This window comes from aff. Roholtiella sp. LEGE 12411, assembly GCF_015206995.1.
GTDB lineage: Bacteria > Cyanobacteriota > Cyanobacteriia > Cyanobacteriales > Nostocaceae > Komarekiella.
On sequence record NZ_JADEXR010000026.1, the window covers coordinates 26,306 to 43,165 of the forward strand.

General features: G+C 40.7%; 14 protein-coding genes and 1 pseudogene. 10 read left to right on the forward strand and 5 right to left on the reverse strand.

The features are described from left to right. Window positions 1-614: 614 nt before the first annotated feature. The 5 genes from IQ246_RS08515 to IQ246_RS08535 all read left to right on the forward strand — a co-directional run bounded on the left by IQ246_RS08515 (window position 615) and on the right by IQ246_RS08535 (window position 6,057). A complete protein-coding gene (locus tag IQ246_RS08515; protein WP_194001969.1) occupies window positions 615-1,955 on the forward strand; it encodes a ParB N-terminal domain-containing protein in 1,341 nt (446 codons plus the stop codon). A gap of 351 nt (window positions 1,956-2,306) precedes the next feature. Then, window positions 2,307-2,618, forward strand: coding sequence for a hypothetical protein (locus IQ246_RS08520; RefSeq protein ID WP_194001972.1), 312 nt, complete (start codon window positions 2,307-2,309; stop codon window positions 2,616-2,618). Between the two features lie 1,100 nt (window positions 2,619-3,718). Then, window positions 3,719-3,991 carry a DUF5132 domain-containing protein gene (locus IQ246_RS08525; RefSeq protein WP_244141965.1) on the forward strand — a complete coding sequence of 91 codons (273 nt, stop codon included), beginning with the start codon at window positions 3,719-3,721 and terminating at the stop codon, window positions 3,989-3,991. A gap of 771 nt (window positions 3,992-4,762) precedes the next feature. Beyond that, window positions 4,763-4,999: a hypothetical protein gene (locus tag IQ246_RS08530; RefSeq protein WP_194001976.1), complete on the forward strand. Its 237-nt coding sequence runs from the start codon at window positions 4,763-4,765 to the stop codon at window positions 4,997-4,999. Between the two features lie 419 nt (window positions 5,000-5,418). Then, complete coding sequence (locus IQ246_RS08535; RefSeq protein WP_194001978.1) at window positions 5,419-6,057, forward strand: carbonic anhydrase; 639 nt, start codon at window positions 5,419-5,421, stop codon at window positions 6,055-6,057. A gap of 85 nt (window positions 6,058-6,142) precedes the next feature. Here IQ246_RS08535 and IQ246_RS08540 read toward each other — a convergent pair whose 3' ends face one another. Both IQ246_RS08540 and IQ246_RS08545 read right to left on the reverse strand, forming a co-directional pair. Next, a complete protein-coding gene (locus tag IQ246_RS08540; RefSeq protein ID WP_194001980.1) occupies window positions 6,143-7,306 on the reverse strand; it encodes an HMA2 domain-containing protein in 1,164 nt (387 codons plus the stop codon). A gap of 154 nt (window positions 7,307-7,460) precedes the next feature. Then, window positions 7,461-7,658 (reverse strand): hypothetical protein, encoded by a 198-nt coding sequence (locus IQ246_RS08545; protein WP_194001982.1) that lies wholly within the window; start codon window positions 7,656-7,658, stop codon window positions 7,461-7,463. A 125-nt stretch (window positions 7,659-7,783) separates the two neighbouring features. On the opposite strand from IQ246_RS08545, the gene IQ246_RS31230 reads away from it, so the two are divergent. Beyond that, on the forward strand, window positions 7,784-7,930 hold the full coding sequence (locus tag IQ246_RS31230; RefSeq protein WP_100903849.1) for a DUF454 family protein: 147 nt from the start codon (window positions 7,784-7,786) through the stop codon (window positions 7,928-7,930). 89 nt (window positions 7,931-8,019) lie between these two features. After that, entirely contained in the window at window positions 8,020-9,123 is a 1,104-nt protein-coding gene (locus IQ246_RS08555; RefSeq protein ID WP_194001984.1) for an ArsA family ATPase, read from the forward strand. A gap of 50 nt (window positions 9,124-9,173) precedes the next feature. Here the strand turns inward: IQ246_RS08555 and cax are convergent, their stop codons facing one another. Continuing rightward, window positions 9,174-10,262 carry a calcium/proton exchanger gene (gene cax / locus IQ246_RS08560; protein ID WP_194001986.1) on the reverse strand — a complete coding sequence of 363 codons (1,089 nt, stop codon included), beginning with the start codon at window positions 10,260-10,262 and terminating at the stop codon, window positions 9,174-9,176. A gap of 553 nt (window positions 10,263-10,815) precedes the next feature. On the opposite strand from cax, the gene IQ246_RS30815 reads away from it, so the two are divergent. Continuing rightward, window positions 10,816-10,947, forward strand: coding sequence for a hypothetical protein (locus IQ246_RS30815; RefSeq protein ID WP_255515505.1), 132 nt, complete (start codon window positions 10,816-10,818; stop codon window positions 10,945-10,947). 50 nt (window positions 10,948-10,997) lie between these two features. On the opposite strand, the gene IQ246_RS08565 is transcribed toward IQ246_RS30815, so the two are convergent. Continuing rightward, on the reverse strand, window positions 10,998-12,875 hold the full coding sequence (locus tag IQ246_RS08565) for an HMA2 domain-containing protein (RefSeq protein WP_194001988.1): 1,878 nt from the start codon (window positions 12,873-12,875) through the stop codon (window positions 10,998-11,000). A 338-nt stretch (window positions 12,876-13,213) separates the two neighbouring features. Between IQ246_RS08565 and IQ246_RS08570 the strand changes: the two genes are divergently transcribed. Continuing rightward, on the forward strand, window positions 13,214-14,554 hold the full coding sequence (locus IQ246_RS08570; protein ID WP_194001990.1) for a DEAD/DEAH box helicase: 1,341 nt from the start codon (window positions 13,214-13,216) through the stop codon (window positions 14,552-14,554). A 360-nt stretch (window positions 14,555-14,914) separates the two neighbouring features. On the opposite strand, the gene IQ246_RS08575 is transcribed toward IQ246_RS08570, so the two are convergent. Continuing rightward, complete coding sequence (locus IQ246_RS08575; protein ID WP_194001992.1) at window positions 14,915-15,853, reverse strand: XDD3 family exosortase-dependent surface protein; 939 nt, start codon at window positions 15,851-15,853, stop codon at window positions 14,915-14,917. Window positions 15,854-16,335: 482 nt separating this feature from the next. On the opposite strand from IQ246_RS08575, the pseudogene IQ246_RS31235 reads away from it, so the two are divergent. After that, window positions 16,336-16,525 (forward strand): annotated as a pseudogene (locus IQ246_RS31235) (AAA family ATPase); the annotation flags it as partial. Window positions 16,526-16,860: the final 335 nt, after the last annotated feature.

Below are 16,860 nucleotides of genomic sequence, written 5' to 3' on the forward strand. Positions count from 1 at the left end.
AAAGATACTGTTATAATTTTGCTAATTGTAAGTATTCTTAGTTTAAGATTATGCCATAAAAGGCGTACTTTGTTTGATACAAAGCTTTTACAACATAGTTAAGTTAACATTATGAGTTAAAAATAAATTCATCAATCAAATTTATGTGATAGGCAATCTACAGAATATTTTTACCAGATTAGCCTTACTATAATTTATAGTGTAGACTCTGCGTAAGTAAAAATCTTGCTTCAGTTGATCGGTCTGTTGTATTTAGATTTTGCAGTTGATCGCCAGAATGAATATCAGCGTTGATCTAACAGTCAGCTAAGATTTTTTGAGGCATTCCTCTGGTTTGCTGTGTAGAGGAATCCTCAAGAAAGATAAATAGATAAATATTCATATCAGAAGGTAAGAGCAATCTGTGAGGGTGCAGGCTTCAGTTGCAAAGAGCGACTTTCAAAATCGAAAGTTTTGTGATCAGTAATAGTACTTTTGTTCTAAACAAGTATAGATTTTCACAATTTAATACCAAGAAATTGTGAAGAAAGATTACTAGAGTTGTTGTTTTGCTATATTTCTTATAGTCTCCATAGTCTCTCTCCATAACCCCAGTTAATTTTTTGGTAGCTTTTATGTCCTTTATTGCCATTGATAGGGTTAGTATCCAGCCCAACAGGCGTCCTCTGAACGACCAAAAAGTTGCTGAGTTGATGCAATCTATTAAGGCGAACGGACTCTTGAACCCTATAACTATCGATCAACATTTCAATCTGATTGCAGGGCTGCACCGCCTAACTGCTTGCAAGCTCTTGGGGCTGGAACAGATTGAATACCGGATTGTAACTTGTGAGGACGTAGACCATGCCAGATTGGCTGAAATCGATGAAAACCTCATTCGTAATGAACTAGAAGCCTTAGAACGAGCTGAATTCTGGCTAGAGAGAGATCAAATCTTAGAGCGGATAGGTTTGCGCGCTCAATCTGGAGAAAACCAATACACCAAAAAAGGGGGTGAATTGATTTCACCCCCTGGTAAAACAACTGTACAACTAGCTCAAGAGGCAGGTTATGACAAGCGGACATATCAATTAGGAAAGCAAATTGCTAAAAATATTGATCCAGAAGTTAAAGAGGTAATTAAGAAAACACCTGTTGCCAAGAGTCAGTCCACTTTGTTAAAAATAGCCAGAGCAGGTAGCAAAGAGCGCGAGCAAGCAGAACAGGCAGAACAAAAAGCACAAGAAGCGAAGCATCAGCAAAAGCAAGAAGAAATGGAAATACAAGCCAAGTTAGCAGCAGAAGCTAGAACTAAGCTCAAAGAACAGCAATTGATTGTACTACAAAGCTCTACTGCTCAAAAGCAGGCAAAACAGTCTCTAAAATCTGCTAAACCACAAGTTGAAAAAAAAATCCATGCTACTCCAATTCTACCAGGGGCAGAGTTAGGAGATGAGTGGATACTTGATCGGCATTTAGTTTACTGTGATGATACGGCTGAGGATAAATTTATTGACCTGCTTCCTTCCAATGCCGCTTTAGCGATCGCGACTCTTTCATCGGAGTGGAATCATGATTATCTCATTAATGAAGCTCACGTTGTTGCTGTGCTAGTTCGGGAAGGACACATCCAAGATTTTTGTGCTCGCCATCGTATGCCCTTTAGATTTGAGTGGGTCTTGGGTGAATTATATGTGGGTATTTACTCTCTAAATCCCATACTCAAACCAGAGAAACCTGTTGGCATTGAGGGTGTAGAGGGAATTGTTGCTTATTTAATCAGTTTGTATACAAAGCATGATAATTTTGTGCTTGCACCTTTTTTGGGACATGCTGAAGTATTAATTGCCTGTGAAAGGATGAGACGCATCTGCTTTGCTGGTGACAAAGCCACAGAAAATGTTGATCGAGCGATCGCTCGGTGGCAAAAGTGGACAGGACAAGAGGCGAAAAGAGAAAAACACTGTTATACCTAGAGGCTTTCAAGTACAAAATATCCTATTGTTTATGTTGACAGTCAACGGTCAATAGTCAACACTCAACAAAACTGATTAGTTTTTACTAAGCGAAAGTTACGAATAACTGAACTTTCGCTTCTTTAATATTGCAAGTCCGGCAGTCTATAATATCGTAATTCGTGAGGAAGAACTATCACCAGAATTACCAAGACTGCTGTTTTTTTTGTTTTAGAAATTAATCATAAGGCTGAGCAGGCAAAGCAAGGAGGTTAATTATACCTTCAATAATTGCAGGCAGACTAAGGAAATTTTGATTCAAAAGTTAGAGAATTATCTATCGTCCACTTGTACTTGGAGACGTGCGGAAATATGGCATTTATTAAAGTTGATAATATGATCATTAATACCACTTATATTGCTGCTGTCAGGCTAGAAGGCCAAGACACCTTTGGAGAAGAAAAAGTTTCTCTATTAATTGCAATTCCTACTTTTCCTCTGAATCAGCAGGAAAAGACCTCTACCACCTCTACTAATTTTTATCAGTATGAATGGGTCGAATTTCATGGTTTTGCTGCCATTGCTCTGCAAGACTACTTCAGCAGCTTTAACAATGTGGTTGATTTAATGCCCCAAAATAACCGACGAGTGCTATCCAATGCCAAGGAATGTTTGGGAAGTTAAGTTAGATCTCTAGTGAAAAAGGAACATTTATTCATGAAGGCTCTGAGATCTAAGGAATGTGGACTTATCTAATTCACATTCTTTAGTGTCTTTGGCATTGTCGTCTGTTATTGATATCCCAGAAGATCACAAAGCTAAGGCATAACGAAATATTCATACACCCCGGTGATGATAACCAGAGCTGCTGAGAGGATACCAGCCCAAAGTCCAGATATTTTGGTCGTAAAGCGATCGCCTAGTTAACTGCGTTCGCAAGTAATAGAGCAGTTTTAATCGGCCTTGGTTGAGATTTTGGTGGGCGATCGCTAACTAACTATCAAGAAAGGTGCATTATGAACACCAGCCATCGAAAAGCCGATTAAATTCAGTAAATTTATTGCTTGTCTATTAAAATTACGGGCTATTAATGATACATTAATGCCGAAACTACTTAATAGCTGTTGGTCTTTACTATGAGAGAAGAGTACAAAATCTGGTTACGCTTAAGAAAATTATATGATGTGAACTTCAAAATAACAAAGAGATCTCAACTAATGTTTAATTAGCATTCTATTAACAATATTGATCATCAATAATTATTGATGACATAACGAAAAGCTATTCATCTTAACTGATTTGAGAGGTTGCATAACCATTAACATTGTGCCATTAATGCTGGAGACATAGCACTTTGAGCGATCACCACAGATGATACACACATAACAATAGTACTAGGAGAGTATTAAGTAAAATTAATATTTCCTGTAATATGTATAGGTATACTGACTAATATTTATAGACTTAACAATTTTTCATTGCTAGACCGTCTCAATTACTTGTATCATGGGTGGGTATCGATGTAGAATCTAATTCAAGAAAAGATTCTTCCTACCTGCTAATGTATTTCGTACAACCGCCGTCAAGGGTGTGCAGTATTCTATTTCCATTTTTCTATACATGCTTTAATGAGGTAAAGCCAACTCAGATTTGATGATGTTTGGAAATCAATACCGTAATCTGTAGCGCACGGTGGCGAATACGAATCATGATTAGCGATATACCTTTTTTGGAGGCTATGTAGAATGTTTGAACTAGAAGCTTTATTGTTAGGACTAGAGCCAATGACTGCAGCAGTCATTGGTGTTGGAGCACTAGCTATTGCACCTATTGTTGGTGCTGTAGATGCTGCTACAGGTCACAATTTATCTGACTCAGCGAGATCAACAGCTAAGACTGGATTAGTTTGGGTTTTCCAAGCCTTTGACAAAGTACAAGCTAGCGCTGCTGAAGCTTCCGAATCCTTCCAAGATTTGATTGCAGAAGCTAAATCTGATATCAGGTCTTCCAATAATGGCACAAGTGAAGTAGCTCCCCGTGAGGTAACGATTGGGTAAGCCCTAAAGAGTAAGCAGTTGCTCAATTCTGAAAAGTTACAAAGGCTGATAACCTGTCGGTTAGTCGAAAAAATAGGGGTGGTAAGGGAGTAAGAGTGTAAAGGTGTAGGGTCACTTCATTAATTCATTAATAAATTGAGGCGGCTCAAACCTTGTGAGTACAAGGGGTTACATAGCCTTTCCCCTAAACCTCATATCCTCATACTCTTACACCCCTTCTCGGTCAGTTGTCAGTCTTTACTTATCTAAGGGCGTTGCAGAATGGTACTAAATTTAGATACAGCCCTTACCCTGACTGGTTAAGAGCCTGGAGGCTCTTAATCAATCTTCGGAGGCGGAGCCTACTCTATCTTGACCAGAGGCTCAGCCTCTTTTGAATACATTCCCCGTCTGAAGACTGGGAACGATGCGACACAAGCCTTTGGGCTTTTCAAGCGTGCCATTCGGGCGTTACATATTTTCGAGATGAATTGAGATTTTTGATTAAAACAGGACTTACGCAAGTGTCATATTTGTAACGCCAGAGGTTGTCCAGAGTCAAAGATCAAAAGTCCAAAAAACCTTGATTCTTGACCCTTGACCCTTGACTCTTATACCAGAAGCCTTGTGTGCCAGTTGCATAAGTCCTATAAAACTAAAGGTTTATTCTTTGCGCCTACTCTGCGAGACGCTATGCCAACGTCGCTAACAGCAGTCGCCTGGGTTAGAGCTTTGCGTCTATGCGTGAGGTAAATTCATCCCCAGATTCAGCAACGCCGATAACTGCTATTGATGACAACAACTACTTTTTCTCAAAAAAACATCATGCTTGATAATTCAGATTTCTTAAATGTGCGTAAATTAGCATTTGCTCTTGCCCTTGGCCCCTTGGGTTTGCTGCTGCTCTTCTTTATTCTTGACGTTACACTGCCTCACAATAAATTATTGCAAGTCTCGGATCGCTCGTGCTTGACAAGTGAGATGACAGTAAGTGTTGCAAATCTGAACACAAATAAGTGCGAGAATTGACATACTCTCATCACTAACTAATAGTGTAGTTTTTAGTTTAGATTGAACGAAGTTCAACCTAACTGGTGTTGGGCAAAGCAACACACTCGCTCAATCTACAAATTTTTAACAGTTATCACTGTCTCCATTTGAGTTGATCGTTTCCCAGCATACGTAATTTGCAACCGATAAATGTTCCTAATGGAAAAATTATCTTTGGCGGCTTTTGGCAATACAAAGCCGCCAAAGATGCCATAGAACTAATTAGCAGAAGGTTTACTTAGTAATACCATTTCTTTATGAAGTTGTACTATATTTAACTCCCGGCTTGACCAAGGAGGTATAGTTAAACGCATCTTTACATAGAATTGGTATAAAATTTTGCAGCACTTGTGATGAAAAATTTATTTTTTGGATCAATTATTGGAGTTTTTTGAATAATGAAAAAGTTGATTGCTGGGTTGCATAAATTTCAAACCAATTATTTCAAAGAACACCGAGATTTGTTTGAGCATCTTGGGCATGAACAACACCCTAGAGCGTTATTCATAACCTGCTCTGACTCTCGGATTGACCCAAATTTGCTAACTCAAACTGAACCTGGCGAACTTTTTATTATTCGTAATGCAGGTAATATCATTCCGCCTTATGGTGCGACTAATGGTGGTGAAGGAGCAGCAGTTGAATATGCAGTTCAGGCTTTAGAGATTAAGCAGATTATTGTCTGCGGTCATTCTAACTGTGGAGCAATGAAGGGGTTATTGCAACTGGGGAAATTAGCTGATGAGATGCCATTAGTTTATGACTGGTTAAAACATGCAGAAGCAACTCGTCGGCTCATTAAAGACAATTATCAGGAGTATGAAGGAGAAGAATTATTGAATGCCACAATTGAAGAGAATGTAATGACCCAATTAGAAAATTTGCGAACCTATCCAATAATTCACTCTAAACTTCATAAGGGGGAAATTAGCCTCCACGGCTGGGTTTACAAAATTGAGACTGGAGGAGTTTTTGTTTACGGTATGGATCGTTGCAATATCCAAGCAGAGCATGAAGCAGAGCCGGTGCAAATTTAGTAGCCTTATTCAATTCTTCATTATTTAATGATTTATTCATTGGCTGTTAACACTTGCGATCGCTCCCACAGCGCTCCTAGAGTAACTAATTTTGATCAGATTCTTGTTCACTAGACTCACTGTTCACTATTACTTCTACTTCTTTGTCAAGTATTTCTGTAACAGCCAAGCCAATTTTTTCGCCCATATCTTTACCAATTACTCCCCCCTCTTCTGCCAACAAAACCTCACCGACAATTTCTCCCACTGTCTCACCAATTTTTCCTCCTATTGTTTCACCCGCCGAAACTTCTGTTTCTCCTTGCATTTCTGGCTCCGGGTGCTTTTTTGCCTCTGGGGAATTGGCGTGTTCGGCTTGTTTGCTTAAATCCTCTCCCAAGATTGCACCAACGACAGTACCAATTTCTTCACCAACAACCATTCCTATCGGGCCTGCAAGTACACCCCCTACAGTTTCGCCGACAATTCCTCCCACTACTCCACCTAGCACTTCACTTTCAACTTTTTCTACTTCCGTCTGCATCCTCTGTTCCTGAGGATTAGACTGATCAGTATTTACAGTTAGCTCCGTTGGGCAAAAGATTTTTGAGACATTATCATAAGTCCAAGCAATGCTATTTGGGTCTTTTTTCTGGCTCCACTCGCTAAAATCTGGCTTTGATTTATATCGGCTTAAAGCTTTAGGATGTAAGCCTAAACGCTTTGCTAAAGCTGACGTTTGCAACGGTGTCACATCAGAATTTGCCTGCTCTGTAACAGTATCTACTAACTCATCCTTGGCTTGATCGTCTTCAATCGTCGATATCTCCGGCGTAGATAAATCTGCTTGGACTTCATCGCTCGGTGGCTCAATTGCTGGAGTCGTCTCCTCTTCCCAAGGGTCTTGATCTGGGTTAACCTGTTCCACACTATAAGCAAACGACTCTTGTACAACTCCTGTTGAAATCCCAGGGGATTTATTTTCTACTACTACTACTGGTTCTGGTGTAGGAGGTGGAGGTGGAGACTGTGGAGAAGCCACTTGTGCGATCGCTTCTTGAAGATAAGTCTGCATCACAATACATGAAACATACTTATATTTATAAGTGACAATTATTGACTCAGCTAGAGGGTTAATCCGAACATTGGTAACAAAGTTCAGAGACTCAACCTGCTTTTGCAATTTGCTGGCATACTCTACTTCCTTACCTAATAGGGGAATCCGAATGCGAATCCGTCCTTCAACAGCATGAACAATTTGATAATCCATAGCGGATTTGTCTAATATCAACAATTTTAAGCTGCAAAAAAAAGTTGTCTTCCAAGAATGGAATTAAGTCCGTACATATCCTTTCTAGGGATTTATTTAAAGTAGGGGCGCAAGGTCTTGCGCCCCTACTTATCCCTAGTTCGGTAAACTTACTCTAGATCATAATAAACAAAAATGGAATTACTGGAATGCCGATGGCAGTATTGAGCCAATATGTTAATCCAGTCAGCACAATCGAACCGACAATAGAGATACCCAAGGATAAAACTAAATTGGGTAGTAAAATTCTCAGGTTATTCAATGCCCCAGACACAAAGGAAGACTGCGGGGCATAGCTTGTAGAATGATACATAAGCACCTCAAATGTGATAGTAAATGAAAATTCATGCAGCGTGTTTTATATACTGCTCATAATTGCATGATTACCTGATAAGCTAAATTAAACAAGCAATTTTAACAACTTGTAGGATAACTCCTATGCTTAAGCAAATCAGAAACGCCGGGAGAATTGTTGTTGGTTCCGTTTGTATTGTTTTGGGTGTAATTGGGATACTTCTACCCCTGGTTCCCGGCACTCCTTTTCTTCTTGTTGCTGCTTTCTGTTTTAGTACTTTGGAATCGTAAAAATCAGTTAACTGTTGACTGAATAATTACCCCACTCTCGCTAAAGAGTAAACTTCAGTCCTTGAAAAAAACATCAGGACTATGCCTTGATGAGCAGAATTATTACATTTTTAGGCAAGGCGGATACGAGACACACCACAGTGGCGATCGCCACTGCTAAATGGTTTGCTCAGTGTTCTCAACGGGTGCTACTAGTAACCCACAATCCCAATCCCAGCGCAGAACTGCTGTTAGAAACTTCCCTCAAAGCAACTCCCCAAGAGATTGCGCCTAATCTAAGTGTGGTACAGTTGCAAGCAACAGTACTATTAGAACAAGTTTGGGAAGAAGTCAAAAAGTGGTTGACTCTCTACCTCCCGTCCTCTATAAAAATGGAGGTCTATTCGGGAGAGGTGATTATTCTACCAGGTTTTGACAGCCTTCTGTCCTTCAACGCTCTGCGAAAGTACTATCAAAGTGAAGACTATGATGTCATCATCTATGATGGGCGAGGAGATTTAGAATCATTGAGAATGCTGGGAATTCCTAACATCGCAGATTGGTATTTTCGCCGATTTCGTGAAGCGTTAGAATCTCTAGACTTGAGTAAAATCGCCGACTCGATTGGGGGCCCTCTCGCCAGTGCTTTGTTGAGTGCAAATATGGACACCCGAAAAGTGCAAGATGCTATTGTGCAAATTCAAGATTTGATTGCTAAAAGCGTTGCAGTTGTCGGAGATGCCAAAAGGTTAAGTGCTTATTTAGTGACTACAGATGAACCAGCAGCCATCGCTGAGGCTCGTTGGCTTTGGGGTAGTGCACAGCAGGTTGATTTGCGAGTCAGTGGGGTTCTGGCTTATCAAGGTTATGAAGCAGCTAACAAGACTGAACTAGAGCAAGCTTTTGCTCCATTGAAAGTAAACCTAATTCCAGTGTTGCAAAAACACAATTGGAAACCCCTAATAGATGCACTACCAGATTTTAAAACTGTTCCCCAGGTTCCTCAACCTTTAACAGTTGATTTGGCCCAACGTCAGGTACAAGTATTTTTGCCAGGATTCAGCAAACCGCAAGTCAAGCTTACCCAGTTGGGTACAGAACTCACGGTTGAAGCAGGTGATCAACGGCGAAATATTGTTTTACCGGAGGAACTACGAAATCAGCCAGTTACCGGAGGCAAATTTGAAGAACCTTATTTGGTTATTTCATTTTAGGTTGTGATCCGGTATTTGTAGAGACGTTGCATTGCAACGTCTCTACAGGTTTATGGATGAAAATAGAATGCTGCTCCTAAAACTGCGTAGGTGATCAGCAGTAAGGCTCCCTCTAGCCAGTTAGAGTTTCCATCTGTGCTGATGGAGTTGGTAATTAAAACAGCGATCGCCACTGCCAATACTTCAAATGGGTTAAAATCTAGATTCATCGGTTGCCCCATCAACTGACCTATTAATACCAAAATTGGAGCGACAAACATTGCTATTTGTAGACTGGAACCCATCGCCACTGCTACTGCTAAGTCCATTTTATTTTTCATGGCAAAGGTAGCAGCAGTAATATACTCTACAGCACCTCCAAAAAGTGGAATCAGAATTACCCCTGTAAATAAACTAGTAAAGCCCAAAGTCGTAATCGCTTTTTGTAGACTGGCAACTAAAATATCAGAAACAAATACCAAGCCAATGGTACAAATTAGCAAGATAGCAACATTCTTCCATAGCGACGCTCTATGTTGATGAGATTTAACTTCTGCTGGTTCTGATTCATCAAACTCAGTAGCTCTGAGTTCATACATATCCCTGTGGGTTTTCATAGAAAACAGCAGCATCAACAGGTAGAACACTAAGAGCAAAATCGCAGCAACCGCAGAAAAATTATTGATAGTTGTAGACTGTAATCCTTTAGATGTGAAGTCGATAGCAGTAGGCGTAAGTAGCACTACTAAGGCCAAATTTAGTGAAGAAGCATTAATCCGAGCCACCTTCGGCTGAAAACTTTGCTCTTTAAAACGTAACCCTCCCAAGAAAATTGCTGCTCCTAGAGCTAGGAGCAAGTTAGCAACGATAGTACCTGTAATGCTGGCTTTGACTACCTCCACCAAACCCGCATTCAGAGCAACAATCGAGATAATCATCTCAGTTGCGTTACCAAAGGTGGCGTTGAGCAACCCGCCGAGGGATGGCCCGACAACAGTGGCAATTTCCTCTGTAGAATTAGCAATCCATGCTGCTAAGGGGATAATTGCTAAACCAGAAGTAACGAAAACAATAACAGGATGTAAATGCAGCCATTCCGTTATAAAGGAAATAGGCACAAACACTAACATCCGAAGCAAAATTTTATCTTTTGTTGTCATTTGGCTTAGTCCTTTAGAAAAACTATAAATAATTTTTATAAAATCCAAGTTATGAGAAGAAGTCAGACAGCAGAAGGTTAAAGCCTTAATAAGAGTGGGTTGCTCTGGTTGTAATTTTATATTTAATGATATCTGTCTGCTTAGATTAAGTAGTATTTGTATGCTTACTTATTCTCTTACTTTGGGCGGAGAGCATTTACATATTTAAGTAGAAGGTAAAAAGAATTTAATCTTTTAATATTTAAATGTAACCAATAAGTAATTTTGATAACAAAATGAATTACATTATTATACTTTCTGTTGGTGCTTATTTAGTTATCTCATTTATGGCTTTTCAGATAATTGAAGCCTGTAAACATGAGACTCAGAACATTTCTAACCGATATATGTATCGTCAAAAATACTCTGTTAGTTAGGAAAATCTCAATAACTATTTCTGACAATCAACAAAAATAGAGCTTTGCAAAAAATCAGACCTGATTAACCTTAAAATGGTCTGTAGGTAAAAAAAGAAACAATTTATTTAAATAGAGTCAAGCTAGGGAGAATCAAAATGGATGGCATAGTTGTAGTTGCTTTGGTTGCCTACGTTGTTTTGTTTTGTATGGCCTTTTATGTAGTTCAAGGCTATATGGAAGAAAGTAGACAAATTGCTAGACGATATAGAAAATCTCACCAAAGTTGATTTCTTTGTGTTGTGAGATTTTTATAAGTCAATCTTCCTTGGAACTATCATTAGGTTAAAGGTTGTTGATTCAATTTTCTCCCGTTCAAAACAGGGAAATGTAACTCGGTGGAAGTGGCTGGAATTGGCATAATATTTGTTTGGTGATTGTTTTTATATTGTGATGGCACAATCGAATCAAAAATGGGGCGCGAACCATTTAAGAATTCAGCAATGAATGCCGAGCCATTATTAACAATGACATTCCAAACTGGATTGACACCTAAGAACATACCGCCACCAATTTGCATCATCAGATTGGGAACAACAATAGTTGCCATATTTTGGTAAACTACCTGCATTCCTCGTTTGGCGATCGCAATAGCATAAATTAATCCTTGCAATTGCTGATCAAGCAGCACCACATCTGCTGTTTCTGTACAAACATTCCCCTTGAAGGCAAGTGAGACAGAAATATCTGCATGACAATCACCATTTATTCCCAGCACTGCTACGCATCCTCTTTGACTGCGGAGTCCATCAACTAAGTTTGCTTGTTGTTGGGGATGAGATTCTGCAAGGATATGGTTAGCATGAATGCCAAATTTTTTTGCGAGAATGGTAGTCTTTGCTAAACTATCGTCACTGACGAGGTAGACAGTAATACCCATCTCTTGCAGGGTAGCGATCGCCTTAATACAGTCTGATGCAGTTGTATTTAGATATAATAATGCAGAGTCATGGATCACAAGGGTATTTAACTGAGTCAACAACTCCACAACACGACCACTACGGATATAAATGCCATTTTGGACAGCGTAAGTCAAGGCACAGAGGATGGTTGTTGAGATAGAAATAGGGATACCACTACCAAAATCAAACTGGAAGGGAGAAATAGCTGCTCCTAAATTACCTGTTGCAGCAAAAATAGTGCCGCCTAAAACTAAGGTTGGCACAATGGCATTTTTCACCAACTCTGCCTGTTGTGCGCCAATGTGTGTATCATGCACCGGAGCAGTTTGCATAAGATGAGCAATCAATCCCAGGCGAGTATTTTCACCTGTCCGTTCCACTAAGATACATAACTCTCCTTCCAATAAGCGAGAAGAGGCGTAGACCTCTTGTCCTAGAGAATAATGCAGAGGTGTAGCTATGTTTGTGAGGTAGGAGCAATCCACCAAACCACTACCAGATAGAATCCTACCATCTACAAGAATTATTTCACCAGCATGAATCGTGATGCGATCGCCCGCTTGCAACTCTATTGCTCTGACTACTGGCTGTAATTGATCACGCTGCACCCAAATATCTTGATGCAAATACTTTAAAAAGTCTAGAGCTTTTTGTTTTCTGGCTTCATCAACTGTACCGCGTAAGCTTCTACGGATTTCTACTAAACTGGTTTTTAAGGACGGGGCAATATATTGACCTTGGACGACTTGTAGAGTCATCCACGCCGAGTCTAAAAGATCAATATTCGGATGATGCTGATTAACAATGCTGTCAGCCGCTCGATTGAACCAAGGCATTGCAGCACCAGCGATCGCTATTATGATCAACAGAGGTGGTAATTCCAACGGAACTGCAAATATTGCCAGACTCAGACTGAGCAGAGGTAGACCTAAATCTCTCCATTGGTTAACTTCTGGAATCAGGTCAGATTCTTCTGTAGTTTCTTCATCAGAAGTTTCAATCAGATTTCTTTGTTGAACACAACTCGCCTTTTCAATACAGATTGACAGATATTTTTGAGCATCTTCAAAATTAACCACACTGACTTTGTAGTTAACAATCAGCGAGCTAGCTGCGGGATTGATGCGAACCTCAGTGACAAACTGCAACGACTCAACCAAGCGATTGAGATTTTCAGCAAACTCTAAGTCATCTGCCAGTCTGGGTACACGAATACGGCAGCGCCCCAGGGTGCTATGAACGACTTGATAAAACATATTTCTCGATTGCTGTCGGGAAGATATTGAACTTCCATTGTGATCAATATAATAAGTCACAATCCGGAAAACATAAACTGAATCTTCGCCATGTCAGATAACTCTTAACATAACGCGACAACTTTTCTAGCTGTGATGTCTTGCTCTGGAAAAGTGCGATCGCTACATTAGGAATTCTATATTACAAGATATTATGGACTAGACTCTGTTATAATTCAGAGCTGCGGCATTCGCACTGGGTCTTTGCGCTACTGCCCATCCAGCCCTTCAAACTTGTGTCCGTCCGCCTAAGACTGACGCCGCCACTGGCGACAGATCGATGTTATTTTCGGAGTTATATGTCTTTTTCTAATCTCGGCTTGTCCAATGAAATTATCCGTGCTGTCACTGAGCGAGGATACACTAAACCCACGCCAATTCAAATGCAGGCGATCCCTGCGGTTTTATCGGGTAGCGATCTGCTAGCTGGGGCACAAACTGGCACTGGCAAGACCGCAGGCTTCACCCTGCCGCTGTTGCATCGATTGTCATCTGACCAGAACATCAAAGGCACGTCTAATGGATATCCACCGATTAGGGCGCTGATTCTCACTCCGACCCGCGAACTCGCTGCACAGGTGGAAGAGAGCGTACTTTCCTACGGCAAGTACCTGAAGTTGAACACAATGGCGATGTTCGGGGGGGTCAGCATTAATCCGCAAAAACGGCTTTTGAAGGGTCGCGTGGATATTCTGGTCGCTACCCCAGGGCGACTGCTAGACCATGTGCAGCAGGGCACGGTGAACCTGTCAAATATTGAGGTTTTGGTGTTGGATGAAGCAGATCGGATGCTGGACATGGGGTTTATTTGTGACATCCGTCGCATTCTCTCGCTCCTGCCTAAACAGCGACAAAATTTGCTATTCTTCGCCACCTTCTCGGACAAAATCAAGGCACTCGCCGCCGGGCTGCTGAATCACCCGAAGATGATCGAGGTGGCACGCCGCAACGTTACTGCTGAAACAGTAACACAGAAAATTTACAAAGTAGACCGTGACAGGAAGCGTCAATTACTTACTCACCTAATTCAGCAAGACAATTGGCACCAAGTGTTAGTGTTCACTCGCACTAAATATGGTGCAGACCGTCTGGTAAAGCAATTAATAGAGAACCGCATTCAAGCACTGGCCATCCACGGTAATAAGAGCCAGTCGGCGCGTACCCATGCTCTGGCGAAGTTCAAGAACGGCAGTTTACAGGTACTAGTCGCAACCGACATTGCCGCTCGTGGTCTTGATATCAGCGAACTACCCCATGTCGTCAACTTTGATCTGCCTAATGTCCCAGAAGATTATGTTCATCGTATTGGTCGTACTGGCCGCGCTGGCGCGTCAGGTGAAGCTATCTCGTTGGTATGCGTCGATGAATACCATCTGTTGGCAGATATCGAAAAACTGATTGAACAGCGCTTGCCCTTTGAAGTGGTTGCTGGCCCTGGAGACAATTTCGACACCAAGCCCAAACCAATTACAAATGAACGCAAGCATAGACCCAAAGGTAGCAAACGTCAGGATCGCTCTACTGCTAAACCTTCACCACAGACATCAGCTAAACAATCGGCACCGCCAACCGTGATAGGTGGTAAAAAGTCCGATGCTCGTCCCGGAGCATCACGCCGTTGGGCTAAACGCTCACGCTGAACCATCAGTCCTACCAATACCAATCACTCTTTTAGCTTCTTTAAAGTCACAAGTTAGAAATGCAACCGTGCATTCAAATGACTTTCCTTGACTTGTAAGCATCTAAGGAGTCAATGCTGTTTACACTTATCAGACCTCTTGCAAAAGTCCAAAAATCAGAAATGTCATTCTGAGCGGAACGCAGTGGAGAGAAGAATCTCACTAGATGTTTCACTCCGCTCAACATGAGAAGTTAAGCATTTATGCAAGAGGTCTATTTGTCATGCGTTCTTTGTAAATACTTTCGACTAATGACAGATGACGCATGACAGCCCTCATGAATGATTGTGCAATTTAAAGTTATTTTAGCTTAAGACAACCTCAAAACTTGTAACTGCGACCTTTGCGAACTTGGCTACCAGCCAAAGCCAAGCCAAAAATTGTTAATCCAGCGAGGTTAGCAGGCTCGGAAACTGATTGGGAAATCGCAGACTTATTAAATTGGAAGGCGATAGTTTGCGAGCCTTTTAATTTCGTAGCATCATAGCCAGTGGCTAACAATTGCTGCGTTACAGCTCCTTGTGTAAGGAAAGAGATATCCGTAAGATATTTTCCAGAAGCAATGGCATTGAGGTTAAATGTTTGGTTTTTGCCATTATTGGTAAAGTAGCTATTAGTCAAATCACCATAGCCTACATTACCACCACCTTGTTTTACTTGGCCCTCATAAGAATTTTTCCCGCCTGCCAAGCCTCCATAAGTATTTACAGTGTAGCCTTCTTTGATATCAGTAACGGTTTTAGCCTGAACACCACTATAGACACCAAGCTGTTGTACCCCGGAAGCATTAACTGAAGAGAAGTGAATACCGAATAAATTACCGCTACTCATGGCATCCTCAAAGGTCTTACCTGACATATTGAAGAACAAGTCACCATATCCAATCTGACCACCAGCAGCGCCTGTTTCTGATTCTCCTGTTAATTTCATATTGCCATTAAGAGCTAGAATCACGCTGGTAGCGGTTTCCTTGATAGCCATGCCGTAAATATCATAGGGATTTTTCTGTCCTGGTGCTGCACCAACCCAGTAATTACCGTTCATCCCATCTGTATTTGAATCAAATGCATACTGCCAGCCACTAGTATCAGTAGGGTTTGTTCCTAATAAAAGTCCAGTAGTGTCGTTCAAACACTCTAAAGATATGCTAAATGCCGTTCCCTTTAAGTCGGAGGCATACGCTCCTTGACCAGCTATAGAGAGGATGCCAACAGTGGAAAGAGCAATTTTCAGTAAATTGGATAACTGGTGAGTTTTCATTATTTATACTTTTATTGGTTGAAAGAATCACATTTTTGTGGACTTATACATTTGTACTTTGACTTTTAAAAAGACAAAAGCGTGATTTCTCTGAAGAGATAATTTGCCGAATTTAACTTTATTTTTATAAAACTCAAATATTCAATTACATATCAAATTAAAATTGCTATCAGCGCACCCGGTTGTATCAAAGGCAGAAGGAGAGTAAAGCCAAGCTACTTTAGAAGTCTACGTTTTTGGACACCAAACTATTTAGAGCATTTTGAGACTTTTTCGGCTTCGCATGAACTTAACAAAACAGATCTCAGAAGTATCACCGTACAAGCTATTGAACTATAGTAATCAGATTTGATTGGTGAATCACTCGTAGATGCAGGGAATGGGGAACTCGGGGCCCCCTCTGGGGATAAGGGGCAATGGGGAATAGGGAAGAAGTAATAAAGGTGTACCTAGCTTCGTAAAAATCAAATAAGAACCCTATAGTTAGTATTTGTGCAAGTGAAATGATTCTGGTAGCTGGGTTTTCGGGAATTGGTAAAACTGTACTTGTCAATGAAGTTCGTAAACCAATTGTTTGTGTGACAACGCGGTTATTTCGTCAAAGGAAAATATGACCAATTTCAGCGGAATATTCCATTGAGTGCATTTGTGCAAGCATTCCGAGATTTAATGTAGCAATTATTAACACGACGTGGTACTCGAATTCTGCAATGGAAAAATAATGTTTTAGGGTAAGGGCTGTATCTTAACTTAGTGCCATTCGGAAATGTTGCTAAGAGAAACACCGAATAATCATAAGAAGCCCGAGAGGATTCCCAGATTTTTTTATAAATACGAGGGCTAATCGTTAAAGTGTCTGGAGAATCCTCACAAGCTCAGCTTAACACCCTTCAAGAAGTTAACGGTTGTTGTTTCATCTGCACGTCTACCAAAAGTATGAAGTAAATATTACAAAATAATGTGAGCAAAAATACAATGCGTTGATTAGGCGTTTGTTATCAACATTG

What these genes read in the sequence shown, in the direction of transcription:
- IQ246_RS08515 (WP_194001969.1), top strand. Translation starts at nt 615, where the DNA reads ATGTCCTTTATTGCCATTGATAGGGTTAGTATCCAGCCCAACAGGCGT.
- IQ246_RS08520 (WP_194001972.1), top strand. Translation starts at nt 2,307, where the DNA reads ATGGCATTTATTAAAGTTGATAATATGATCATTAATACCACTTATATT.
- IQ246_RS08525 (WP_244141965.1), top strand. Translation starts at nt 3,719, where the DNA reads ATGACTGCAGCAGTCATTGGTGTTGGAGCACTAGCTATTGCACCTATT.
- IQ246_RS08530 (WP_194001976.1), top strand. Translation starts at nt 4,763, where the DNA reads ATGACAACAACTACTTTTTCTCAAAAAAACATCATGCTTGATAATTCA.
- IQ246_RS08535 (WP_194001978.1), top strand. Translation starts at nt 5,419, where the DNA reads ATGAAAAAGTTGATTGCTGGGTTGCATAAATTTCAAACCAATTATTTC.
- IQ246_RS08540 (WP_194001980.1), bottom strand. Translation starts at nt 7,306, where the DNA reads ATGGATTATCAAATTGTTCATGCTGTTGAAGGACGGATTCGCATTCGG.
- IQ246_RS08545 (WP_194001982.1), bottom strand. Translation starts at nt 7,658, where the DNA reads ATGTATCATTCTACAAGCTATGCCCCGCAGTCTTCCTTTGTGTCTGGG.
- IQ246_RS31230 (WP_100903849.1), top strand. Translation starts at nt 7,784, where the DNA reads ATGCTTAAGCAAATCAGAAACGCCGGGAGAATTGTTGTTGGTTCCGTT.
- IQ246_RS08555 (WP_194001984.1), top strand. Translation starts at nt 8,020, where the DNA reads ATGAGCAGAATTATTACATTTTTAGGCAAGGCGGATACGAGACACACC.
- cax (WP_194001986.1), bottom strand. Translation starts at nt 10,262, where the DNA reads ATGACAACAAAAGATAAAATTTTGCTTCGGATGTTAGTGTTTGTGCCT.
- IQ246_RS30815 (WP_255515505.1), top strand. Translation starts at nt 10,816, where the DNA reads ATGGATGGCATAGTTGTAGTTGCTTTGGTTGCCTACGTTGTTTTGTTT.
- IQ246_RS08565 (WP_194001988.1), bottom strand. Translation starts at nt 12,875, where the DNA reads ATGTTTTATCAAGTCGTTCATAGCACCCTGGGGCGCTGCCGTATTCGT.
- IQ246_RS08570 (WP_194001990.1), top strand. Translation starts at nt 13,214, where the DNA reads ATGTCTTTTTCTAATCTCGGCTTGTCCAATGAAATTATCCGTGCTGTC.
- IQ246_RS08575 (WP_194001992.1), bottom strand. Translation starts at nt 15,853, where the DNA reads ATGAAAACTCACCAGTTATCCAATTTACTGAAAATTGCTCTTTCCACT.